General features: G+C 46.1%; 22 protein-coding genes and 1 pseudogene. 11 read left to right on the top strand and 12 right to left on the bottom strand.

Annotated elements, in window-relative coordinates; all coding sequences use genetic code 11:
- The first annotated feature begins 1 nt into the window (after position 1).
- Positions 2-1834 carry a DUF1998 domain-containing protein gene (locus QUA10_RS12890; protein ID WP_333082362.1) on the top strand — a complete coding sequence of 611 codons (1833 nt, stop codon included), beginning with the start codon at positions 2-4 and terminating at the stop codon, positions 1832-1834.
- Here QUA10_RS12890 and QUA10_RS12895 read toward each other — a convergent pair.
- The 3 genes from QUA10_RS12895 to QUA10_RS12905 form a co-directional block, all read right to left on the bottom strand.
- Entirely contained in the window at positions 1826-3037 is a 1212-nt protein-coding gene (locus tag QUA10_RS12895; protein WP_333082363.1) for a DNA cytosine methyltransferase, read from the bottom strand. The two genes, QUA10_RS12890 and QUA10_RS12895, sit on opposite strands and share 9 nt — an antisense overlap.
- A 108-nt stretch (positions 3038-3145) precedes the next feature.
- Positions 3146-3355 (bottom strand): hypothetical protein, encoded by a 210-nt coding sequence (locus QUA10_RS12900; RefSeq protein ID WP_006632034.1) that lies wholly within the window; start codon positions 3353-3355, stop codon positions 3146-3148.
- 97 nt (positions 3356-3452) lie between these two features.
- Entirely contained in the window at positions 3453-3950 is a 498-nt protein-coding gene (locus QUA10_RS12905) for a DUF393 domain-containing protein (protein ID WP_333082365.1), read from the bottom strand.
- A 350-nt stretch (positions 3951-4300) separates the two neighbouring features.
- On the opposite strand from QUA10_RS12905, the pseudogene gltX reads away from it, so the two are divergent.
- A pseudogene (gltX, locus tag QUA10_RS12910) lies at positions 4301-5743 on the top strand (glutamate--tRNA ligase); the annotation flags it as partial.
- Positions 5744-6145: 402 nt separating this feature from the next.
- Positions 6146-6580, top strand: a complete 435-nt coding sequence (locus tag QUA10_RS12915; protein WP_333082384.1) for a CAAD domain-containing protein — start codon at positions 6146-6148, stop codon at positions 6578-6580.
- Between the two features lie 134 nt (positions 6581-6714).
- Here the strand turns inward: QUA10_RS12915 and QUA10_RS12920 are convergent, their stop codons facing one another.
- From QUA10_RS12920 to QUA10_RS12930, 3 genes are all read right to left on the bottom strand, one after another.
- Positions 6715-10371 (bottom strand): CHAT domain-containing tetratricopeptide repeat protein, encoded by a 3657-nt coding sequence (locus tag QUA10_RS12920; protein WP_333082366.1) that lies wholly within the window; start codon positions 10369-10371, stop codon positions 6715-6717.
- A gap of 40 nt (positions 10372-10411) precedes the next feature.
- A complete protein-coding gene (locus QUA10_RS12925; RefSeq protein ID WP_333082368.1) occupies positions 10412-11641 on the bottom strand; it encodes an RNA-guided endonuclease TnpB family protein in 1230 nt (409 codons plus the stop codon).
- A 569-nt stretch (positions 11642-12210) separates the two neighbouring features.
- Positions 12211-13482 (bottom strand): aspartate aminotransferase family protein, encoded by a 1272-nt coding sequence (locus QUA10_RS12930; RefSeq protein WP_333082369.1) that lies wholly within the window; start codon positions 13480-13482, stop codon positions 12211-12213.
- 128 nt (positions 13483-13610) lie between these two features.
- On the opposite strand from QUA10_RS12930, the gene QUA10_RS12935 reads away from it, so the two are divergent.
- Positions 13611-14888: a ribulose bisphosphate carboxylase small subunit gene (locus tag QUA10_RS12935; protein WP_333082370.1), complete on the top strand. Its 1278-nt coding sequence runs from the start codon at positions 13611-13613 to the stop codon at positions 14886-14888.
- A 75-nt stretch (positions 14889-14963) separates the two neighbouring features.
- Here the strand turns inward: QUA10_RS12935 and QUA10_RS12940 are convergent, their stop codons facing one another.
- Both QUA10_RS12940 and QUA10_RS12945 read right to left on the bottom strand, forming a co-directional pair.
- The gene (locus tag QUA10_RS12940; RefSeq protein ID WP_333082371.1) at positions 14964-15236 is read right to left on the bottom strand and encodes a hypothetical protein; all 273 of its coding nucleotides are present in this window, start codon (positions 15234-15236) and stop codon (positions 14964-14966) included.
- A gap of 14 nt (positions 15237-15250) precedes the next feature.
- Positions 15251-16414: an nSTAND1 domain-containing NTPase gene (locus QUA10_RS12945; RefSeq protein ID WP_333082372.1), complete on the bottom strand. Its 1164-nt coding sequence runs from the start codon at positions 16412-16414 to the stop codon at positions 15251-15253.
- A gap of 251 nt (positions 16415-16665) precedes the next feature.
- Here QUA10_RS12945 and QUA10_RS12950 point away from each other — a divergent pair, with 251 nt between their 5' ends.
- A complete protein-coding gene (locus QUA10_RS12950; protein ID WP_333082373.1) occupies positions 16666-16980 on the top strand; it encodes a TRADD-N-associated membrane domain-containing protein in 315 nt (104 codons plus the stop codon).
- Positions 16981-17112: 132 nt separating this feature from the next.
- Here the strand turns inward: QUA10_RS12950 and rbsK are convergent, their stop codons facing one another.
- Positions 17113-18033 carry a ribokinase gene (rbsK, locus tag QUA10_RS12955; protein WP_333082374.1) on the bottom strand — a complete coding sequence of 307 codons (921 nt, stop codon included), beginning with the start codon at positions 18031-18033 and terminating at the stop codon, positions 17113-17115.
- 243 nt (positions 18034-18276) lie between these two features.
- Between rbsK and nblR the strand changes: the two genes are divergently transcribed.
- From nblR to QUA10_RS12975, 4 genes are all read left to right on the top strand, one after another.
- On the top strand, positions 18277-18972 hold the full coding sequence (gene nblR, locus QUA10_RS12960; RefSeq protein WP_333082375.1) for a response regulator transcription factor NblR: 696 nt from the start codon (positions 18277-18279) through the stop codon (positions 18970-18972).
- Positions 18973-19105: 133 nt separating this feature from the next.
- Positions 19106-19621 carry a DUF192 domain-containing protein gene (locus tag QUA10_RS12965; protein ID WP_333082376.1) on the top strand — a complete coding sequence of 172 codons (516 nt, stop codon included), beginning with the start codon at positions 19106-19108 and terminating at the stop codon, positions 19619-19621.
- Between the two features lie 497 nt (positions 19622-20118).
- A complete protein-coding gene (locus tag QUA10_RS12970; protein WP_333082377.1) occupies positions 20119-20433 on the top strand; it encodes a hypothetical protein in 315 nt (104 codons plus the stop codon).
- A 12-nt stretch (positions 20434-20445) separates the two neighbouring features.
- Positions 20446-20661 (top strand): DUF2949 domain-containing protein, encoded by a 216-nt coding sequence (locus QUA10_RS12975; protein WP_333082378.1) that lies wholly within the window; start codon positions 20446-20448, stop codon positions 20659-20661.
- Positions 20662-20716: 55 nt separating this feature from the next.
- Here the strand turns inward: QUA10_RS12975 and QUA10_RS12980 are convergent, their stop codons facing one another.
- The 3 genes from QUA10_RS12980 to trpC form a co-directional block, all read right to left on the bottom strand.
- Positions 20717-21874: an alanine--glyoxylate aminotransferase family protein gene (locus tag QUA10_RS12980; RefSeq protein ID WP_333082379.1), complete on the bottom strand. Its 1158-nt coding sequence runs from the start codon at positions 21872-21874 to the stop codon at positions 20717-20719.
- A 78-nt stretch (positions 21875-21952) separates the two neighbouring features.
- Positions 21953-22198, bottom strand: a complete 246-nt coding sequence (locus QUA10_RS12985) for a DUF5340 domain-containing protein (RefSeq protein ID WP_041623669.1) — start codon at positions 22196-22198, stop codon at positions 21953-21955.
- Between the two features lie 350 nt (positions 22199-22548).
- Positions 22549-23448 (bottom strand): indole-3-glycerol phosphate synthase TrpC, encoded by a 900-nt coding sequence (trpC, locus tag QUA10_RS12990; protein ID WP_333082380.1) that lies wholly within the window; start codon positions 23446-23448, stop codon positions 22549-22551.
- A gap of 107 nt (positions 23449-23555) precedes the next feature.
- Between trpC and QUA10_RS12995 the strand changes: the two genes are divergently transcribed.
- On the top strand, positions 23556-23684 hold the full coding sequence (locus tag QUA10_RS12995) for a DUF433 domain-containing protein (protein WP_333082381.1): 129 nt from the start codon (positions 23556-23558) through the stop codon (positions 23682-23684).
- Between the two features lie 9 nt (positions 23685-23693).
- The gene (locus QUA10_RS13000; protein ID WP_333082382.1) at positions 23694-23882 is read left to right on the top strand and encodes a hypothetical protein; all 189 of its coding nucleotides are present in this window, start codon (positions 23694-23696) and stop codon (positions 23880-23882) included.
- The last annotated feature ends 503 nt before the right edge of the window (positions 23883-24385 follow it).

The raw sequence follows: 24385 nt of genomic DNA on the forward strand, positions 1-24385 counted from the left end.
TATGGCATCAAAAGGTCAATCTCTGCGGCCTTCACAGTACATTACAACTTTTGGGCCCGGCAGCATTCTGGAAACGCCAGACGGCCCGGTTGCGATCGCCTCTCCCAGCCATTCTCGGCTATTTGATAATAGTCATCCCGATATTTATGAAATTCGAGACTTGCGGCTTTCACAAACTCTGCTGAATAACAAAAAAATCTTTCGGCTACCATCTAACGCTGAATTAGGATTCAAAGAAAATTTAGTGGTATATAACGCTTATAATTTTCCGAGGTGGTCGCTGTGTCCAAATCACGGCATTCTTTACAGATACGAAAGTCAGTCTTTAATTGATTGTCCTCACTGTCCAAAGAAACGTACATGGGTAGACGCATGGGCGAAGTCTCGCGAAGAAGCCGTTCGCTTTGTTTTAGCTTGCTCTCACGGACACGTTGATGAAGTTCCTTGGGGTTCGCTCATGAAACACACGCCTAAATGTTCTGGTTCAAGTTTCTACAAGTGGCAAGGCGGTGGAGGTGCCATCAAAAACATTCAGATTACTTGTCCCAATTGTGATGATAAACAAAACTTTGGAACCGCTTACTCTAGAAAGTTTCAATGTAAGGGTAAATTTATAGAACGAGCCCCAGAAGAATGTGTAACGTGTGCAAAGCCCGCTAAAATAATTCAACGCGGTGCTGCTAATTTGCGAGTTTCTGAAATCAGGTCTGCACTGACAATTCCTCCATTAGATACAGCTTTGCACCGCCTCCTTCAAAGTCGTGCTGTCTTAGATGTTCTTATTCTCATAGCTGTAGACTCTAAAAATCAGCTAGTAGAGAATTTGAACAAATTAGTTAAAGTAAATCGCCTCGATCCAACAATTGCTGAAACTATTAACGAGTATGACGAGGCGGAAATTATGGGAGCGATCGCTGACATTTTAGGCGAAATAAACAATCCCAAGGAAATAACAGAAGCAACACTGAGAAGAGATGAATTTATCAGTTTGCAAAATGCAGCTTGTTACGGTGCTCCTCCTCAGCGCTCGGATAAAGCAGGAGGGCCCAATCAATTTGAAGTGTACATCGAAAATGTGAGGAAATTCAACTTAGATTCAGGTCGAACTTTGAGGATAACACCGCTGAGCCGATTGCGAGTAGTAATGGTACAAATTGGCTACACGCGACCAATTGATGCAGACAATGAAGAAAATCAGCCAAAAATTGTTCCGGTTGAATACGTGCCTCCAAACGAGCGTATTGCTTGGCATCCGGGAGTTGAATTGTTTGGCGAAGGGATTTTTATCGATTTTGTATCCGATCGCAAACCTCAAGGAATTTCCGAGCATTTCCCTTTACAAGGAGAAGCCTGCAATCGCTGGCTAGCCGCCTATAATGCACCCGAAGGCTACCGAAAAATCAAGGCTATGCCAGGAACTAAAGAAGAGTATTTGCACCCGGTTTTTGTGTGGTGGCATACACTGTCTCACCGTTTAATCACAGCTCTTTCAGTTGATTCTGGCTACTCTAGTGCCGCGATCCGAGAACGAGTCTATACCTCTACAATTAACAATAAAACAACAGGAGGCGTGCTGCTGTACACTGCTCAATCGGGCGGCGACGGGACATTGGGAGGATTAATCGGTTTAGTTCCCCATTTCGATCGCATTCTTAAATCTGCTCTTCGCAATATAGACGCTTGCTCCAATGACCCGATTTGTATTGAAGAACAATTTGGCCCAGACAAGGTAAACGGTGCTGCTTGCTATGCGTGTCAGTTGATTTCTGAAACTTCCTGCGAACACAGAAATACTTTACTAGACAGGCGATTGTTACTGGAGAATTTACCGTAAAATATCTCGCCTACTTGCATAGTAAGCTTGTACTTGCTCGACAATTGGTTTGGCGATCGCCTCAGCTAAAAGAGGCGGCACAGAATTACCAACTAACTCAAACATTCTAGTCATAGGTGCGTCAAATACAAAATGATCGGGGAAACTTTGCAGTCTTGCAGCCTCTCTCACAGAAATACTTCTAGTCTGAGTTGGATGAATATAGGCTAAACAGTCTTTCTGCATATGTGCTGTTAGCGTCCATGAAGGTTTATGCGATTCCAATCGTCTGTACTTATCCTCAAAAATCTTATCGCTATAGCGTTTAAGCTCGTCAGGTATGTTTTTATATTTTCCTCCTTGAGGCATGATGCTAAATATATACAAATCTTTGTCATTGTGAGCGCGACAAAGATGATTCATTACTGTTGTGTCAGATTGGCTTCTCATCAACTTTTGATATTCGGATTGTGGCCCGCACTTGTAATCTGTGGCAGAGTCAACTTGCTTTGGTGCCGTGTTTTTTGTTTTCAAGGACAGACATTTAGGCTCTAATTGCGGTAAATCTTCAATAGCTTCTCCCACAGAAATAGGAGAAGCTGTATTCGGTTCGGGAAACTTAAAATCTAGATTTAAATCCTGGCGCCGTCCGACGATGAAGAGGCGTTTTCTGATTTGAGGTACGCCGTAATCTGAAGCTACCAAAATTTTTGAGCTAACATTGTAGCCTGGATAGTCCCCATCTTTTTTGTGCAGTCCTTTTTCCAAATCTTCTATCAAAATAGGGAAGATCCAGTGGCTGTGCAGATAATTAACATTTTCAATTACAAAAAAACTAGGTTTATAATATTCAATAAATCTAATAAAATCTTCGTATAAAAAGTTTCTAACATCGTTTTCTATATCCTTGCCTAAAGACCTCATTTTGCCTTTGCCAACTACTGAAAATACTTGGCACGGCGGGCCGCCAATTAAAATATCAACTTCTCCCGGCTGTAGACCAAGTTCACTTAAATCAGTAATGGATTCGATCGGTTTGGCATTCAGCTTAAGCTGGCAGTTAGGGAAGTTTCTATGATGGGTTCTGATGGCATGGGGATTTTTATCAATACCTCCTAGAATCTCGCAGCCGGCATTTTGAAAACCTAAACTCATCCCACCTGCACCGCAGAAGAGATCGAGTACAGTCGGAGCTTTGGTTGTCGGCTTACTTGGCTTAGGCATTCGATGGAGAAAGTGTTTTAGGTAAACTAACTACTACGCGGTACAGTTTACCCGAAAAGGCTGGCAAAAAAACTCCTGCTTGCAGTTACGATCGACTCCCAGCAGCCCTCAAAGGTGGGAGGAAATAAAGGGCCTGGCGATTTGATATGTCAAAACCAGGACGATGGGCACGAGAATAGGAATAGCAACTAGCAATCCCCATTTGCCAAACCTGAGTTTTTGACCGTCGGATTTGAACAGGAAAATCACAGCGGCAATTCCCATAAGTATCCAGAGACCACCGAAGCCCATGAAGACTGTATAGCCTGCATCTTGCATTTTTTTTGACCTTTAATAGTAGTCCATCTTTAAGGTTAGTTGCAGTCTGTTTCTGCTGACATCTTCTGATAGACCGATCGCACTTACTAAATATGACTCATTTCGAGTTTGGTAGGCAGCGGCCCTGATTTTCGCACTCGATCCGCACAGTTCGATCGCTCATAATAGTTGCTAAATCCGGCCTTCCCGTCAGCTTCAGTCGCCAGTCAGCCCAAATTCCGTACAGCCAATTGGCGATCGCCCCGATCGCTGGTAACTTAGTAAGTGCATAAATCCAGCCCATACCTAAAATCTCGTAGGTGCGGCGAAAAACCTCTACATTTTTAACCGTCGTACCGTCGGGTAACACCGCGTGAATCCGCCCCATCGCCGTTTCGTAGTCGATTCCGCCGTGAGCTTCCGGGTTGTAGCCATCATCCGCGATATCCACAAACGACACTAAACCTCGCCCCGCCTCCTGTTTTTTCAAGAAATTAACCTCCCGCACGCACAGAGGACATTCACCGTCGTACAGCAACTCAATCTGCCAAGCAGGCGCAACAGAGTCGGGTGAGGGCGCAACAGATTCGGAAAACTCAGTTTTAGCAGCAGACATAGGGAAATATATTTTAATGTCGTCGATCGCACACAAACATTTTACAAGGATAAATAGTTATCAGGTGCGCCTTGGGTACTCCTAAAGCAGTTATTTGTGGTGTGAAAAATAGTCCCAAAGGTGAATCCAGTCTTGACCACCCGCAAGCTATTATCATCAAGATGCCCTCTCCTGCTATACCGGAGACTTTCGCTCGATCGCCCGATAGTCGAATATCAAACAAATTGAGGCAAAGCACCTGCCAAGCACAACTGTTAATTCGGCAACAAAATATAATAAAATTTGAAGTCTTAAACATCAGCTATTCCCCCAACCAGCAAATCGCCCCCAATCTAAAAGCAAAAATCTACATGAATGTCAGAGTCCGTCTAGCGCCCAGTCCCACCGGAAACCTACACATCGGTACCGCCAGAACCGCCGTATTTAACTGGCTGTTTGCCCGCAACCAAGGCGGCAAATTCATCCTGCGGGTAGAAGACACAGACGTAGAACGTTCTAAAAGCGAATACACCGATAACATCCTCGAAGGCCTCACCTGGCTGGGTATGAACTGGGACGAAGGCCCGAGTTTTCAGTCACAGCGTCTGGAAATATACCGCCGAGCAGTCCAAACCCTTCTCGACAATGGACTCGCCTACCGCTGCTACACCACGTCGGAAGAACTCGACGAAATGCGGGAAGCACAAAAAGCCAACAAACAAGCCCCCCGCTACGACAATCGGCACCGCAACTTGACAAGCCAACAGCGCGCAGCTTTTGAAGGCGAAGGGCGACAAGCTGTGATTCGGTTTATCATCGACGACGATCGCACGATCGCTTGGAACGACATGGTGCGCGACACCGTAACCTGGAAAGGTAGCGACCTCGGCGGCGATATGGTAATTGCCCGTGCATCCAGCGGCGGCGTTATCGGCCAACCCCTCTACAACCTCGCCGTAGTTGTCGATGACATCGACATGGGCATCACCCACGTCATCCGCGGCGAAGATCACATCGGCAATACTCCGAAACAAATATTGCTCTACGAAGCTTTGGGCGCGACAATCCCAGAATTTGCCCACACGCCGCTGATTTTAAACTCCCAAGGACAAAAGCTTTCTAAGCGCGACGGCGTAACCTCCATTTCTGACTTCAAAGATATGGGCTACGTCCCCGAAGCTTTAGTTAATTACATGACTTTGCTCGGTTGGACTCCGCCGGATTCAACGCAGGAAATATTTACACTGTCGGAAGCAGCAGAATTATTTACATTCTATCGAGTCAACAAAGCTGGTGCAAAATTTGATTGGGATAAACTCAATTGGCTAAACAGTCAATACCTGCACAAAATGCCAGTGCCGCAATTGACAGATTTGCTGATACCTTATTGGTGGCAGAAAGGCGGTTATGAGTTTGACTTGGAGGCAGACCGCCCCTGGCTCGAACAAATAGCTGCTTTAATCGGCCCGAGTCTCGTTCGCTTAACCGATGCTGTGGATATGTGTAAGGTATTCTTCTCCACCACGGTGGAATACGAAGAAGAAGCACTCGCACAATTGCAGCAACCAGGGGCTGCACAGGCTTTACAAGCAGTTGTAGAAGCGATGGAAAGTCATTCCTCCCTGACATCAGCGGAAGCTCAGAAAATCACTAAAAAGCTCAGTAAAGAGAAAAATCTTAACAAAGGGCTAATTATGCGATCGCTCAGAGCAGCTCTGACAGGTGCAATGCACGGCCCCGACCTGATAGAATCTTGGGTAATCCTTCACCAGCGAGGAACGGCTAAAACCCGTTTGCTTGATGCCATTAGCAACTTGAATGGGCCTGCTGTTGGTGTCGCGGACGAAACTCCTACCCCAGAACAACCACACGCAGAAACAGCCGCCGAAAGTTCTGCTACAGAACAGTCAGCAGTAGAGGTTTCAAAAGTCGAAACACCGACTCTTGAAACAGTCGAAACCCCGGTTGTTGAACCATCAGCAGCAGAGGTTTCACAAGTGGAAAAACTTGCGATCGAAACAGTCGAAACGCCGACTGTCGAACAAGCAGCCGAAGTTACAGCAGTCGAAATACCGACTTCAGAAACAGGCGAAGTGTCGGCTCTTGAACCAACCGACGGGGAGGTTGCAGCAGTCGAAATACCGGCTCTTGAAACAGTCGCAGCAGCAGTTGAAATACCTGCCGCCAACCAGCAAAAAACTATTGCGAGTGGAGAAATGACTTCATCAAACGAACCAGAAACAACCGTTATCATTACCGAAATTCCTGCCGGAAGTGAAGCAGACAGTTCCAGCGATACCACAAAAGTCATAATTACCGACGAAACACCAAGTCAGACCCAGCAGATCAAAGAACAAATTCTCTCAATTTTGTCGGAGTTTCCCGCTTACATCGGCAGCTTTTACGAGCAGTACAAAAGTCCCCTGACTGTTATCGGTGTAATTGTAGCCTCGATTATCTCTTTAAAAGTGCTTTTGGGGATAATAGATGAACTCAACGACATCCCCCTGCTAGCACCCACATTCGAGCTAATTGGTATCGGATACACCGGGTGGTTTGTCTACCGCTATTTGCTGCGATCGTCCAACCGGCAACAATTAGGTCAAGAAATTCAAGCATTGAAAGAACAAGTTTTCGGCAAAAAGTCCTAAACTTTTGCTGTAATTTGTTTAATTTGTGCCCGACATTGACAATTTTAAATAAGTTGTTAGTGTCGGGTTTTTAAATGACTAATGACTGTTGACTAATGACTGTTGACTAATGACTATTCACTAATAACTAATCACTAAACCCCAGCCGCAGTAAAAGCCGCCCAATAATAAGGATTAGCAAAAGGATAGGGTTTGCGGTTGCGAATTTGCTGCAAAGAAGCCTCCGCAATTAGGCGAGAACTTTGAGAAAGCCGATCGAACATTTGCGAAATTTGAGGTTGAAAATCCGCCAGCAACACCTCCAATTCCTCGCTAGTCAAATCCCGCAGCCACCTTTGAGCGTCCCCCAGCGCGATCGCCACATCTCCCACCTGCAACCGAGAAAACCGTCCCAGGTTTTCATAAAACTTGCTCGTCAGCAGCAGCGTAGAAACATCGTTTACCTTCCAAAGACTGCTAACCACACTAGACGTGCCAGCATACAACAAACCCGCCGACAAACCCACAAAATCTCCTCCTGCACCGCTAACTCCGCCGGCGGCAATTTCGCAACCCGATAAAGTAACTAAAAAATATTGCCGAAAATCCAGATTAAAAATTTCCTCCAAACTCAGAGAATCATTCCTCAAAAACACGGCGGATTTCAGTGGCCAAGCCAAATTAAGCAAACTCAAACAAGCAAAGTGAGCGCATTTTTTCTGCTGCAACTGCCCTATTTGCTGGGGCAAATTCCCATTATTAGCAGACATTTCTGGGGAAAAAGCCTCTTTAATTGCCGGCTTATGGCGCATAACTTCTGTATTGGCAAAATACTGCGAAATCTTGCCGATTTCAATGTTGCTGTAGAACGCATCTCTGGTGAAAGTTGGAATTGCCAAAAGCTGCTGCAAACCGGGTCTGTACCGACCAATAGCCGCTCCGTGTGCACTTTGTCTCAACAGCAATAGCTGACAGCTAGGAGCATAGCGAATTCCTCCGGCAAATCGATCGATCAAATAAGCAGCAGGCGCTGCAACGTCGCCAAAAGACGAACTTTGAGAAAAATCCGAAAGGCTGTAGGTTTCCACCTCAAAACCGCTGCGATCGCTCCACCCAGACCTAAAAATTCCCCCACCGTCCTCAAAACCGTCTCTCCCCGCCAAAGGCAAAGCATGGAGTGGCAAAGCGTGCAAAAATCGGTGCGGCACAAAAATCAGCCGATCGCAATTATCAGGAATCAGCGCCACCACTTGATCGATTTCCAGCATCGTAGCCAAGCGTTTGAGGCGAGTCGGGAGATGATTGATCCAGCGACCTTTTTGTTCAGAATAAGCGGTGAGGTACTCCTGGCCCCAACTTTCGGCAGCCAAAGCATTTTCCGGCGAACACAGGTGAACGGCGGGATATTGTGCACTCTTTACCACCACAAAAGCAACCAGCAACTCCCCCAAACTCGCCCACACCACAGCAGCGCAATTGTCATCAGGCAACAATTGGCGAATTTGCTCAAAAGCGATCGGTTCAACTTTGTGAGCGAGGCTGAAGAAAGGGTCGTTTGCCTGCACCTCCCGCGCAATTAACCTATCAAACTGCTTCCACAATTGATTTAAGTGCATGAAGTCCGAGTTCGGCAGCAGAGAACCGCTGTTCAAACCTTGGCTATCGCCGTCAGAAATCAAGGTCGTGTTCGGCTCAGGTTCTCCCTGTTCTTGGTACCGCTGTTCCCCCGCTATTTCCAGTTGCAGGGACTCCAACTCGCTTCGCACCGCTGCAGGAATTTCGGCTTTCGGAGTCAAGTGACATTTAACCAGCAGTTGTACCAAATTCCGATTTTTGTGGCGTTCGGCGTATTCCAGAGCCTTAGCGTAATATTCAGGTTGGCTGGCGCCGAGTTCGAGGCAAACTTGCACCAGGCATTTATAGAGTCCAGCCCAAGTGCGTGTTAATTTGACTTTTGCGGTACTCGTCCGATCGCCAAAATCGACTGTATCAACCCCAACTTCGCAACGCAAGAATTCCACAGTATCGACAGCAGCAGTAAAAACCCCGTAGGTGCGAAGCAAGTCGCCTCGAACTCGGTAAGCTTGACCCAAATAAAATAAAATTTCAGCCCAGCGGTGGGGATAGGTTTCGCGAGTGTAGACTTGACAGGCGCTGTGATAGCAGCCGATCGCGCTTTCCATGTGGGACAAGTCTTCCGCCTCTGTCAGTTGCGAATAAGCTCTGCCCAGATAAATTTGCAGCATTGCCCAGCGGTTGGGATATGCCTGCCTGGTGTAGACTTCGCCCGCATTTTGATAGCAGGCGATCGCGCTTTTGAGGTTGCGGTTTTTTTCCCCTTTTAGGTGTTCGCAGAAAGCGCGGCCGAGGTAGGCACACAGCATTGCCCAGCGTTCGGGAGATTTTTGGCGGTTGCAAAAGAGCAAAGCATTTTGATAGCAGGCGATCGCGATTTCCATATTGTCGGCTTTTTCCCCTTTCACGCGCCGACTGTATATCCTACCGAGGTAAGTTTGGATCGAAGCCCAGGCTTCGGGAAATTTGATGCGGGTGTAGACTTGTAAAGCATTTTGATAGCAGGCGATCGCCATTTCCAAATTTTCCACCGGATCGCCTTTGATGCGATCGACAAACACCCGACCCAAATTCCTTTGAGTCGTCGCCCACTGCTGCGGAAAAGCTTCCCGAGTCCGCACCTGCAAAGCTCTCTGATAGCACGTAACCGCGTATTCCAGATTTTCGGCTCGGTTGCCCCCCAGCAACTCGCAGTAAGCATTTGCCAAATTATTTTGAGTTGTGGCCCAACGCCGGGGAAACACCTTGCGGTTGTAGACTTGCAAAGCATTTTGGTAGCAAGCGACTGCCAGTTCCAGATTTTGGGCTCGGTTGCCCCGCAGTCGGCGGCTGTAAGCGCGGCCGAGATTGTTTTGAGTGCTGGCCCACTCTTGTCCGAAAGCCTCGCGGCTGCGAACTCGCAGCGCGTTTTCAAAGCAAGCGATCGCGTGTTCTAGATTGTCTGCCGGATCTCCCCTGAGACGCTCGCTGTAAGCGTTGCCCAGATTGTTTTGCAGCGTCGCCCACTGTTCCGGGTACTGTTCGGGCGTGCGTACTTGTAGGGCATTTTCAAAGCAAGCGATCGCCTGTTCGATATTTTGAGCCTTATCACCTTTGGGGCGATCGCTATAAGCGTTGCCCAGATTGTTTTGCATCACCGCCCATTCTTGGGGAAAGTCTTTGCGGGTAAACACCTTAGCAACTGTTTCGTAACCGGCAATTTCGATTTCCAAGTTATGAGCCTTGCTGCCGAGGGGAAACCGCCCAATTTTGTTGCTCAGATTGCCGATTAACGCTGCAATGCGCCTAGTCTCCGATTCTTTGGCAGCAGGGAGCACCAAAGTGGCCCAGTGGCGCAGCAGTTGTGCGAAATTCTGGTCGAGTTTGTCTAAATTGTTTCTCAGCAGCGAGTACAGGTGCTGCGAATCAGCGCCGCGCGCCACTGCCTGCAATACTTCTGCTAAAAAAGCCAGATATGCTGCCCCGGTTGCGGGCAATTTATAATTCCCTTTTGCAGATTCTAAGGGTGCGATCGCCCTTTGGAAAAATTTTGCAGCTTTCAGCAAACTTTCTCGCGTCAGTGCCGGTTCTTCCAAATAAAGCGTTTGCACGAACCCAAAGTCGATCGACTTTGGGTTCGTCCTCAAAATCAAATCTATTCCTGAGTCCCCAGGATTTTCCAGCAGCGCTTGGAGCATATTAACATCAGTTTTGCGACGCTGTTCGTCCATCGTGCATTCCGCCAAACTATTAACCATAGGAGCGCTGATTCTGTGCAACCAAGTGAACTACCCACCCCTAAATCGTAGTACCGAATATAGTAGGGGCTTCTGTACTCATAGGCGAGTGCCTTAGCTGAGACTTTCGTCCAACCTTTGGTCTTACCTCGCATCCTAAAGCAGAAACGGCTGAACCTTCCGCCTTTAGTGTTTTGATAGCTTCTGCTTTCATCTTTATCGGTGCATTCCCCTCCCGATCGCGATCGGTAGCACAGTGAGGACAAGTCCATTCCCTCATATCTAATGGCATCTCGGTCATTTGATGGAAACAATTAGAACAAGGTTTGGAACTGGAAACCCCTCTATCAATCTCGACTAAGTTCCCCCCTTTGCGTTCCCACTTGTAGGCTAATAAGTTGGTAAAACTTCCCAAAACCTCATCTGATATTGCTTTCGCCAAATTTTGATTGCGAATCCTGTTCCAGAAATGAAAGTTTTCTACTATGACCGCGAGGCGATCGCTGACCAACTTATAACTAAGTTTATCTAGAAAATCTTGCCACCCATTCCTAAACCCTTCGCATACCTTGGCAACAGCTTTTCTATATTTGTTTTCACAATTACTTCTTTTCTGCTGGCCTGTAAACTTTGGCTGCGTTGGCTTCAAGTTCTTCTCATGCTTGGCAAAATGCTTAGCATTCAAGTCATATTTAGATACTTTTTCCTCATCGGGGACAATAGCAAAGTATTTCAATACTAAATCACTGCCCGCAATCCTACCTTCTTTTGTTCTCTGGTTCTCATCTTTGATTTCAGTCAGTATAGATACCAGATATTTCCCTGAATATTTTTTACTAATAATTGAAGTCTGATTTTTACCATCAGTTAATCTATATCTCTTTATTTTTGTCGTCTTAGTTCTTCCCCTATAATTTAAAAGTAGATTACCCACACAGTTGACATTTTTAGGATGCTGAAATAACAGTTTTTGGGCTTGAGATGGGAAATTATAAAACCCAGCAACTTCATCAAAAATTTTTTTGTATGCAGTCGTTAGCTTGAGCGTAGTAGCTTGCCCAAATTGGCTGTAATACTGACATAACCCTACACTTTCATCGGATTTTTTGATAACAGGTAAAAGTGTGTTGAGACCGGAGTAGCCAAGTCCTTTACCAGTTTTTTTATATACTTCAATTGATTGATTTTGACCATAATTAGACCACCAACGCGCACCCCCAAAAGTTGAAGCTACTTGTATTTGTTTATTTTGGGTAGGATACAAACGAACTTGGATAGCCTTGTGTAGCAATCAACATCACCTCCTTGGTTCTTCTATTCTCTCACAATATACAGTTGATGATCAAAGCATTACGAAAAAATTTTGTGACGAGGATTACATATTTTCTTTCTTGAAAGCGAGCCCCAAAATTACTTGAGGATGCAATCGTCGTCACCCGCCCTTCCTACTATAACGGTACTCAGTTGAGTTGGAAGGGCCCGAAATAGTTAAATCAGGATTCACAAGTCCCAACAGACACGCAGATAGCGAAACTAGCACCTGCAATGGCTAATAGTATTAGCGTCTTGCCTTGAGTAAAATCCTGGTTCAAAGCGCCGTCAGTCTTTCAGGGCGGGTTTAACAGACAGTTCTAAACTTGAAAAACCCGCCCTAACACACTTGCAGCGGGGCGGGTTTACTTTTACCCCGATCGGACTTACGCTAAGAAACCGGGTTTCTGGGAAAATATTGGGTTTAGTAACGAGAAATCTCGAAAGAAACCCGGTTTCTGAGGAAAAGTGTGTCCTGGACTAAGTGAGTTATCTAGGATATTGCGCGAGTTTCAGCGCTACAGCTAACAAAAAGCAACTCAGTAGATTTTACTGTACCGCTTGAGAACGCAAGGCTGACTCCACTGCCTGCAGAGCTCGATCGACTTCAGCGGCAGTGACAATCAGCGGCGGGACAAACCTCAGCACTTTCGGCCCTGCGGGAACCAACAGAACTCCTGCGGCGATGGCAGATTTGACAATATCGCCCGATGTCAGTTCGATATCAGCTTGCAATTCCATCCCGACAATCAAACCCCAGCCGCGCACCTCAGCAATTAAATGCGGATATGCGGCCGCCAACTTGTTGAGCCCTGCTTTCAACTGTTCCCCGCGCTGCTGCACGTTTTCTAGAATGTTTTCCCGTTCTAAAGTTTGGCAAACGCACAAAGCTACAGCGCAAGCAAAAGGATTGCCGCCGAAAGTGCTGGCGTGACTTCCCGGTTCAAATACATCGCAGAAAGATTTGCACAGCATAGCGCCGATCGGGATACCGCCGCCCAATCCTTTGGCAGAGGTAAAGATATCCGGTTCAATGCCGAGGTTTTCGTAGCCCCAGTATTTGCCGCTGCGTCCCATCCCGACTTGCACTTCGTCGAGAATCAGCAAAATGCCTTTTTCGTCGCAAATTTCCCGAATTCGCTGGAAGTAGGCAATATCTCCGGGGCGAACTCCGCCTTCGCCTTGCAGCGCTTCCAGCATAATTGCTGCTACTTGGCGTTCGTCTTTGTCGAGTTGCTCGATCGCACTTTCGATCGCACTAATATCGTTGTAGGGCACGTAGTGAAATCCGGGAACCAAAGGGCTAAAACCCTTCTGATATTTAGGCTGTCCCGTTGCCGTAATTGTCGCCAAAGTCCGCCCGTGGAAACTTGCAACAGCGGTAATGATTGTCGGATTCGAGATATTTAGTTTTTCGTGGGCGTACTTGCGGGCGAGTTTAATTGCCGCTTCATTAGCTTCCGCGCCGGAGTTGCAAAAGAAGGCTCTGTCAGCGCAAGAATGGTTTACAAGCCACTTCGCCAGCTCGCCCTGTACGGGGATGTAATAAAGGTTAGAAACGTGGTGTAGGGTCTGAATTTGCTGAGTTACCGCTGCAATCATTGCCGGGTGCGCGTGTCCCAGAGTGCAGGTAGCAATACCCGCCACAAAATCGAGATATTCGCGGCCCTCGGTATCCCACACGCGGCAACCCAGGCCCCGTTCTAGGGCGATCGCAAAACGCCCGTAAGTTGTCATTACATAGCTGTCGAAGCTCTCAGAACTGAAGGGACTGGCTTCGGCTTGCACGCTTGGTTCTTTTAGTAAGGTTTCTGGACTCACGAATCGCTCCTTAACACATAATATGCAGACCTCGATTGTACGGTAAAAATCCAGGTTAGCGGTGCAGGCTGTTAGTTTTGTCATAAAATCATAACAGTAACTTCAATTAATCCCTCACAAATCTACTGATGAGTTATTACATTTCTCCTAACTTTCTCGATAAAGTTGCGGTGCACGTCACTAAAAACTTTTTAAATTTACCAGGGGTAAGAGTTCCCCTAATTTTGGGAATTCACGGCCGCAAAGGAGAAGGCAAAACTTTTCAAACCGAACTGGTTTTTCGGCGGATGGGCTTTGAACCGGTGATGATATCTGGCGGCGAATTAGAAAGCCCGGATGCCGGAGATCCGGCGCGTTTAATTCGCTTGCGCTACCGGGAAGCTGCGGAGCAAATTAGGGTGCGGGGCGAGATGTGCGCCATCTTTATTAACGATTTGGATGCCGGTGCTGGCAGGTTCGATACTACTACTCAATATACTGTCAATACTCAGATGGTCAATGCGACTCTGATGAATATTGCTGACAATCCAACTAACGTGCAGTTACCGGGAAGTTATGACAGTACGCCACTGCACCGAGTGCCGATTATTGTCACCGGAAATGATTTTTCTACGCTGTACGCGCCGCTGATTCGCGACGGGCGGATGGAAAAGTTTTATTGGGAACCCAGCCGGGATGATAAAATTGGGATTGTTGGAGGAATTTTTGAGTCTGACAAATTGTCAAAAACCGAGATTGTGGGGTTAGTTGATTATTTTCCCGATCAGGCGATCGACTTTTTTAGTGCTTTGCGATCGCGCATTTATGACGAACAAATCCGCGAATTCATTCACAAAGTAGGAATCGAGCGAGTTTCCAAGCGTTTGGTAAACACTTTGGAAGCAGCGCCAGATTTCCAGAACCCGAATTTCAGCCTCGCTCATTTATTAGAAATGGGCAGTTTGATGGTGGGTCAACAAAAGCGGATTCAGGAAATGCGCTTAGTAGATGAATACAACCAATCGCGCCTGTTTAACGTTCAAGGAACCCCCAATGCTGCGGCTGCTGTGCCAACGCAAAGTCAATTAAACGACCCGTCCTCGAAATATTATAAGGCTTACGTTGAGCCAAGTTCTGAAGGTGGTAACGGTCATGCGGCGCGGCTGAGTTCCGAGGTATTGGAACAAGTAAAACAGTTATTAGCAAGAGGCTGCAAAATTGGCATGGAATATGCAGATAATCGCCGATTTAAGACTGGTTCTTGGCAAAGTTGCGCGACGATTAACAATGCACAGGAAAAAGATGTGGTTGCATCTTTAGAAACTTGTTTGGCGGAACACGGCGGCGAATACGTGCGGCTGATTGGTATCGATCCAAAAGTTAAGCGGCGGGTAGTTGAAACTATTATTCAGCGGCCGCAGGGTTAAAGCTAAAGTAGTTAAAGTTATGAAGGACACAACAATGTTGTGTCCCTACAGGCAATATCTTCATCTCGCCGTAGACTACTGGACAGACAGAGATGATGCAAACCAGCGGCGAATTAATTCAACTTGGAAACGGTAGCCCTCACTAACTTCCTCAATCAATTCGCGTTGCAGAAGTAAATTGAGAGCATCGTATTTATCGGGAAAGTGTTGCAAAATAGTTAGTCTGCTGACTGTTGCCCCTTCTCCTCGTGCTGCCAAAAACTGTAAAATAGCTAATCCTGCTGCATCTGCTTGATTGCAGGGCTTGCGATAAAATTGCTTTACGTACTTAATTTTGAGTAGTTTCATAAATATAACCATCGCTAGAAAACTATATCAAAGAAAGGATTAAATAAATTATCGAAGGACTGCATCTGTTTTAACCCTTCTTCCTGCCAGTCATCCCCCATTTCCTCATCTTCCAAACTAAATAATCGTTCTCGACAAAGGATTTGCAGCAGCAGAGGCCAGCATTTACTTTGAGTCAAAATCCACTCGACATCTTCAGCCGGAAAAGGCATGGGCGAACTGGCTATCAACTCGCGCGCTTCAGCTTCAGTCATAGCTCCGAGAGTTGTGGTATTATATCGAAAGATATTGAAAAAAGGCAAACTATGTCCGGTGCTACGCGCTAATTCGATCAGCGATACTGGAGTTGCCAAGACAAACCCTAAATTCCCATTGGTTTGGTATGTTCTCAAAGAGTGCAAACTCTCCCAAAACTCATCATCTAATTCGGGACAGCGCTTTAAACCTACACCAATTTCATCAAATAAGATGACTGTAGGCTGAAGTAAATTACTGCTAACCACATCCATAAATCCCTCTAAGTCGCAAGGGCTGGGAACTGACATTTTTAGGCATTCTAAAATGTAGCGCAGCAACCCTTCCCGACTCTGCCGTCGCGGATCTTGAAAATCTACCAAAATCCAGCGATAGTTTTCTGGAGAGGGCAACCAGTCAGATTTTTGACCGGGACGCAACTGTGCTGTTGGGGTGGTGGTAATATTTTTCAAGTATTCCAGCAAAGAAGTCTTGCCACTGCCGCTCTTGCCGATAATGACAGCATTTTGCAGGGGACGGCGTTTCAGTAAGTCGAATAGGCGTTTTAGTTCCTTCTTCCGCCCAAAAAAGTAGCGCGGACGGGTGATGGGAGTGCCAGTTACAAACGAGGAAGTTTCGCTATCTTCTGCATTTTGCAGTTGATTTTTAGGAGCCAAATCACAGTCAACCTCCTCCAGTTTTAGCCGAAGCGCCCTAAAAACAAGTTCAAGAGAGCTTTTTTCGACTCCCTGACCCCGCACTATCTTCCTGACTGTATCAGGATGTAACGTTTCGCCGTTGAGCTTAAGTTGAATTTGTTCATGGATTTTACGGACGGCGTATCTTTGGCTGATACCTAAGCGATCTATCTCAGCCTGAAGTTTCTGCTGTCCTGTGGGTGTCAGTATCACACCGCGATAGCGCTGCTGCGTCCGTGAATTCATAAATTGACGAAGTTTAACGTTCGGGTGACGATATTCCCGAACTTAAGGAAGATAGTAATAGTTTATATGAACTTAAGCCAGTAAACCAAGTTTGCTCGGATCTCAGCCTCCCAAGCTGAAAAGCTAGCTGGAACTGAGATGGCAAAGTTAATTACTCAAAATCTACAAAGTTCCTGCCTATCGTCTTCAGAATCGTCCCAAAGCTTTTTCAGTAGGTGCAAGATAGACATTGTAGAGTTAAAAAAATAGAAATGCTTCTTAATAAGTCCACTTCCAACCCACCATTCCGTTCTGATGATTACCCAGAAATGGAGCGAGATGTCATTCAAGAACGTTTGCGTCAAGCTAAATTCAGTTTTAACGTGACTATTGGGTTAAAAATAGTAAACGCCTTTATGAGTATTTTAGTCATCGTACTGTTGTTTTCTGGAAAAGTCACAGAAGGCTCAGTTGCCACCGCTGGCGGATTAACATTAAATATTGTCAGCGGTAGGTTACTCAAGTTTACAAAAGAAACGAACGACAGACTCGATCGCCTAGCGAAAGAATTCAAAGACGACGATTAAATAAAAATAGTTAAAGTAGGGTGCGCCTTCCGCACCTTACAAATTACAAATTCAACTAATGCGCGCTTTACAAGTCAAAGTAGGGCGCGCATTCCGCACCTGACAAATTCAACTAATACGCACCTGACAAATTCAAGTTAAATTATGCAAAAAATTATCAAAAGTTGCCCGATCGGGCATAGCCACTTGAGCACCCCTTTTAGTTGTGCACAAAGCGCCCGCTGCTGCGCCCCACCGCACCGCCTCTGACAAGGACAGACCGGCATCTAATGCAGAGGCTAACCCGCCGTTAAAAGCATCGCCAGCAGCCACAGTGTCGATCGCCTCCACAGCAAAAGCCGGTACAAAAAACGTTTCATCCGCCGTAACAGCAACAGTCCCGCGATCGCCCAATTTGACAATAACATTCTTGACGCCGCGCTCCTGCAACTGTTTGGCAGCTACAATCGCTGTTTCAGTGTCATTCACCCGAAAACCGACTAACTGGCCCGCTTCCACTTCATTCGGCGTGATAATGTCAATTAGCGGATAAAGTTCGATCGGCAAATCCGCCCTAGCCGGTGCTGGATCGAGAATAACTCGCACCCCCGCTTGACGAGCAGCTTTCGCAGCTTTTTGGACAACTTCCAGGGGAATTTCTAACTGTAACAGCAAAGATGTAGCTCCTGTTAACACTTTTTTGAGACGTTCTATATCGGCTTCACCGACATTGTTATTCGCCCCCGGAATCACAATAATATTATTTTGACCTGTCTCGTCTACCGCGATAATTGCCACTCCTGAATGAGTGTTTTGGTCTATTAATACATTGTCTGTACTTAAACCATAAAATTGTAAATTAGTCAATAATTCTTCAGCAAATTTATCGTTGCCGACGCGGCCGATGATGTTAGTAGAAGTGCCGAGACGGGCGGCCGCGACGGCTTGATTTGCTCCTTTGCCGCCGCCGGCTGTGAAAAAATTGCTACCGATGATAGTTTCCCCTGGCTGTGGCAACCGGGGAGTTTTTGCTGCTAGGTCGATGTTGATACTGCCGAATACGATGATAGTCATAAATTCTTCAATTTGGTAATTGGTAAGCTGTAGCGCATTTAATTTGTAAGCTACTTTTTACTTAAGCTCTTGTGGGGCGGACAGGATAGCCCGGGGCGAGCAAGCTTCAATTTAAATGCCAAATAGCTTAATTGGTAATTGGTAATTCTCCCATTCTCCCACTTTCCCCCTCTCCCTCTCTCCCCCTCTCCCTCTCTTCCTTAAGACGTGCTAGAACAGTTATGGTCTTCATCGGTCAATTCAATGGCTGCAATTACTCTCGATCGCAATCCCTGTGTCCTGCTAGTTGAAACAGACGAAGTTCTCGCCGGACACTTGAGTCTAGACTTAAAATCCTCCGGCTATGAACCCGTAGTAGCTTCTAACACCGCCACTGGCCAAAATTTAGCCCGTGAATTGCAGCCTGCTTTGATTGTAATTGACCGGATACTTGGCCCTGAGTCGGGGCTATCACTGTGTTCTTACCTCAGAAGTATTGGCAATCGGGTGCCGGTGCTGCTATTGGTCGGTCGCGATACAGTTGACGATCGCGTAGCTTGTCTGGAAGCTGGGGCGGATGATTATTTTCTCAAACCTTACCGCACTGAGGAGTTTTTGCAGTTGGTGCGCTTGTATTTGCAGCCGGATAACAGCAGCAACGAACAATTGAGGTTTGGCGATTTAGTTTTGGATTTGGCCTCTAGGCGGGCCCTACGCAATGGACGGGCGATCGACCTGACGATGAAGGAATTTGAGCTGCTAAAGTATTTGATGGAACATCCCCGCGAGGTTTTGACTCGGGAACAAATTCTGGAAAATGTTTGGGGTTACGACTTTTTGGGCGAGTCGAATGTGATTGAGGTTTACATCCGCTATCTGCGGCTCAAGATTGAAGATGAGGGCGAAAAGCGCTTGATTCAGACGGTGCGCGGTGTTGGCTATGTGATGCGGGAAGCTTGAAGCAGTCAGTTGACTGTTGACTGTTGACTGTTGGCTAGTTCCAATGTCCAATATCCAATGTCCAATGGTCAATTACCAATCTAAAATCTAAAATCTAAAATCTAAAATCTAAAATCTAAAATCTAAAATCAATATGAATTATTTAGCTACTTTGCTCGGTATTGGAGTAAGTATATTTTTGCTGGGATGTTCGCCGACTTTACCGATCGCCAATGCTGGTGCTACTGGTATTGTGGCGGATCGGTCTCCGACTGCGACAACATCGGGTCAAATGCTGCCTGTTTCTGCTAGAGCTCGGATAGGCGATGGCCCCATCGAACTCGAAGTGGCGAAAACACCGGAACAACAGGCTATGGGTTTAATGTACAGAACTTCTTTGCCGGATGACAGAGGAATGCTGTTTGAGTTTAAACCGGCGCGGCGGGTCAATTTTTGGATGAAAAATTGCAAGATTTCTCTGGATATGATTTTTATCCGGGATGGGGTGGTTGAGGCGATCGAAGTTTCTGCACCTCCTTGTACTGCAGATCCTTGTCCTACCTACGGGCCCGATACTGCTGTCGATCGAGTGATTGAACTTCGGGGCGGGCGGGCTGCTGAACTCGGTGTCAAAGTGGGCGATCGTATTGAAATCGAGTTTTTCCAGTAAAACTTCGGACTGTTTCAGTAAGTAAAACCTGGAGACAGACAAAGTCCCCCGGTTTGCATCGCCCAGAGCTCCCCCTACCTTCGGAATACCGGCGAAAATTTAGAAACTTTACAAAAATTGATTAAATTTGTTAAGATATTAATGTAAGATTCAGTACAAACATCCAAAGATTTGCTACGATGTCGATCTCAGTCAGTCAGGACTTGAGCTTGTTTCCGGAAGCTGTAGATGGTTGGTCGCAGGTATGAGACGAGTCAGCGACTCGTTACCAATCCTGAGAGACGATACTCAGCCTCAAGGTGTAGCAACACGAAAAGAAATTCTCTGGAAGTTCTGGCGATCGAGCTAAATCTACTAAACCTATCTAAAGTAATATGCTACGAGCCAAGTTAATTGGCGGTAATTGGCAAACTTAACTTCTGGTAGCAGTTTCGGGTTTGATCGAAATATCTAACTAATTTTCCCGAAGTAGATTTGCGGATTCTGCATTTCGGCAGATGAAGTTAAACTCTGAACTTGGTTTAGTAGTGTTAGGTAGCAGAATTTATTCTGATTCGCGCTCCAAAGATGCCGAGGTATTCAGTTTAGGTTCGATCGCGATCGCAAGTCGATCGGGCCGACATCAGCAAAATTGCAAAACCTTTCACTTTTTGGGAAAGGTTAGCTTTACAGTAGCACTCAGCATTGCGTTTGGCAGTTCAACCGCTAATAGCGTTTTAAAAGCTATAAACGGTAACAAGACAAATTTAAAACTGGCTTATTACTCATCAAAAACATCAGGTTCACATCAGAAAATGGTGTCCTATACTTAGAGGTGAAATCACATGGCACCCGCTACATACACTCGATTAATTCGATTTTTACAAGAAGATTTGGCAATTTCGCCCGCGTCAATTGCTGTCGCCGAACGTGTCGGCGATAACAAACAGCGGCAGCGTGATCAAGACCCGAATTCCTTGCCGATGGTTCTGTGGCAATACGGTTTAGTCACTCTCGAACAGTTGGATAAAATCTTTGATTGGTTATCCGAAGCATATTAAAAGGATTTTAGATTTTAGACAGAATCCAAAATCCAAAATCCTTTAATAACTTGGATTAGGATTCAGCCAATAATTTGGCAGCAGCGGCAACGCCGGCACCAGGAGTATAGCCTTCATGACCCAATTCTTGCAACACGACTTCTAAAGAGGAAATTGCTGCTAGAATATCGCGATCGCACACAAATCCCAAATGACCGATTCGGAAGATTTTACCTTTCAAATGGTCTTGTCCGTCGGCGAGAGCAATGTCAAATCTCTTTCTCATCAAAGTCCGCACTTTTTGAGCATCTACGGATGCTGGCGGCATAACCGAAGTAATCGCAGGGCTGGCGGCATCGTCAGCAGCAAACAACGGCAAACCTAAAGCTTTTACAGCAGCGCGAGTAGTTTTCATTAAGCGTTGGTGTCGCGCGAAAACATTTTCCAACCCTTCTGTTTTCATCATCTGCAGCGATGCTTGCAGGGCGAAAAACATATTGACAGGGGGAGTAAAAGGAGTGGTATTTTTGGCAGCGTCTTTGCTATATTTGCCCAAATCCAAATAATAGCGGGGGAGTTTCGCAGTTTTGTAAGCTTCCCAAGCTTTGGGACTGACGGCCACAAAACCCAAGCCGGGAGGAATCATGTAAGCTTTCTGAGAACCCGAAGCAATGACATCGATTCCCCAAGCGTCCATCGGAATATTGACAGCGCCTAAGCTAGTGACGGCATCGACCATAATTAAAGCTTCACCGTGGGCTTTAACGTGGCGGTTGATGGTTTCGAGGTCGTTGAGGACGCCGGTAGAGGTTTCCGAGTGGGTGAGGATGACAGCTTTGATTTGCTTCTCTGTATCTGCTTCGAGTTTTTCGCGGAAGTTTTCGGGGTCTAAAGGTTGGCCCCACTCGGCTTTAATAATTTCGGCGTTTAAACCGTAAGCTTCGGCGACTTCGGCCCAACGTTCACCAAATTTGCCGTTAGTGCCGACTAAAACTCGATCGCCCGCACTCAAGAAATTAATTATCCCAGCTTCCATCGCGCCGGTACCGGAAACGGTTAAACTCAGCACGTCACTTTTAGTTTGGTGCAGCCATTTCAAATTTTCGGTACATTCTGCAAAAATCCCGTCAAATTCCTTGCTGCGGTGGCCCATCGGGTGTTTTGCCATCGCTAACAAGGCCGCTTCAGGTACCGGCGTCGGGCCGGGAATCATCAGCATTAATTTGTTGTCCATGATATTGTCCTAAGTTTTTCTGTGGGAGTTATATAGAATAAATCAAATACGATACGTCACGTCGCTACTCTAACTTTTTTAACTTTTAACTCCCTTGTGGTTAATTTCATTTAGAGACCAGCGATGTTCTACCGCTAAGTTCGATCGCTCGCAGCTTTGTTCTAATTGCTTTTGAATGGCAAGGGCTTTACGCAGCGTAATAATAAGTTGGTGCACTTGTTGCTGCTGCGGCGATTGTGGACTGACAGCAAACATCGTTTTGCGCTCTAACAATTGAAGTAGCAATTCATAATGAATGTACGAAGGAAGGGGGATTGGCTCCATGAAAGCTAACATACCTCAGCGAACCGACACCCCATTGCAATTGCATGAGGCATCACAGGTGAACATTAGATGCCCGATTTTTTATTTGTTTTCTAACCGTACAATAACCCCTGCTTTGCCGATCAAATATTCGGGGCTGGGGGCGTTGGACACGCTAAATTTTGCGATCGACAGGCTTACAGAATAGATTTAATTGCTTTCTGGCAAAATATTTCTATGCAATATAGCTTTCAGTGCTATTTCTTTTTTACAGTAGCGCTTGAGTCGATGCAGGCTAGAAATTCTCATTATTTACCTACTTAATCATTTTTTATCAGAATTAAGGGTGGTTTGTCAAGCGGTCTCGCCTTTCACAGGCTGGGAGGGCGATCGGCAAGGGAGGCTAAAGCTGCGCCTGGATCGGGCTGCTTGACCAGAGATTCGCCGATGAGAACGGCTTCGGCTCCGGCGCTGGCAAGTTTAGCTAGGTCGTCGGGAGTGTGGATTCCTGACTCGCTGACGATGAGGATGCCTTTTGCTTGGATTTCGGCTTGTCGGGAGGCTAATAGTTGAGTGGTGGTTTCTAGGCTGACGGAAAAGTCTGCTAGGTTGCGGTTGTTGATGCCGATCAGGTTAACGCCTTCTAGGGTTAATACTCGATCGAGTTCTTCGAGAGTGTGAACTTCTATTAAAGCTGTCATGCCCAAAGTCTTGACAATTTTCACAAAATATTGTAAGTCTTTGTCAGATAGAATGGCGGCGATTAAAAGTACAGCATCGGCACCGTGAATGCGGGCGAGATAAATTTGGTAGGGATAGATAATAAACTCTTTGCAAAGTAAGGGTAAATCGACGGCGGCACGGATTTTAGCGAGGTTGTCGAAGCTGCCTTGAAAGAACTTTTCATCGGTGAGTACGGAGATGCAGCTAGCGCCGTTTTGTTGGTAAGCTAGGGCGATCGCCACTGGGTCGAAATCTTCGCGAATTACGCCTTTGCTGGGGGAAGCTTTTTTAACTTCGGCGATGATAGCTGGTGTGGTTTTGCCGTTTTTAAGGGCGGCAAGAAAGTCGCGAGTTGGCGGTGCGAAGGGGAGTTTTTTGTGAAGTTCGGATAAGGGAGTGCGATCGCGCTTTTGGGCTACTTCGGCTTCTTTTTCCCAGACGATTTCTTCGAGAATGTGCTGGGGTTCGGCGTCGGGTACGGCGATTTGGTAGCTGAGGTAGAGTACGGAAACTGATGTGCTGGGGGGACGACGGCGGATTTGAAGCATGATAGGGGGATAAAGGGCGATCGTAAACAAGTTTCTATTATATAAGGTCGATCGCCCTTTTCAATTTATGATTAAATGCGCTTAACTAAGTATTCGGAGATACACCGATGCAACTAGAAGAATATTTTGAATTCCTCGACCCAGATTACATCCGCATCAAAGGACATCGGATCGGCATTGACGACGTAATTAAATATTACTTGGATGGATATTCCCCAGACCAAATTTTGGAATAATTACCAAGTTTGAATTTAGATAAAATTTACGCGACGCTAACCTATTATCTGCAAAATCGGAGGCAGATGGATGCTTATATGTTGTGGCTGGCGAAGTGGCGGGAAGAACGCTATCAGGAATGGTTGGCTAATCCATCTCCTGTAGCATTGCGTTTGAGAGCAATCAAAGCACAGCGAGAACAGGAGTTACTTAACTAAGCGTAAAAATTCGTTTTTTACTCGATGAAAATTTGCCTCCTAAGCTCAAAAGTGCTGTTTTAAACCTCGATCCGGAGATAGATATTTTGCGGGTGGGTGATTCAAATGCGCCGCCATTATGCACCTTAGATCCAGAGATTCTCATTTATTGGGAATCATGGAAACGACTATTAGTGACGGATAATCGCAAAAGTATTAGCGGACATTTGGAGTAACATTGGGCCGCAGGGGGACAAAGTTGGGGATTAGTTTAGGTGCGTCCAAGTGGAAGTATCGGCAGATGGGCAGAAACAATTCATTTTATTTGGGAAACTACTGAAGCTGAAGAATGGCTCGATAAGTTAGATTGGATTCCATATTAGAGAATGATGTGGAAAAAGTACGCGCGTGCGTAGGCTTTAAGTCGGGGAGTTTTTCCATTCCTTGATTGGTAGTCCTAAACAAGTAATGATAAATTGTAGTGATGGATAAAATACCAAATCGCACCGATGTGATTATTTAAT

It is taken from the genome of Microcoleus sp. Pol8_D6 (assembly GCF_036700965.1).
Taxonomy (GTDB): domain Bacteria; phylum Cyanobacteriota; class Cyanobacteriia; order Cyanobacteriales; family Microcoleaceae; genus Microcoleus.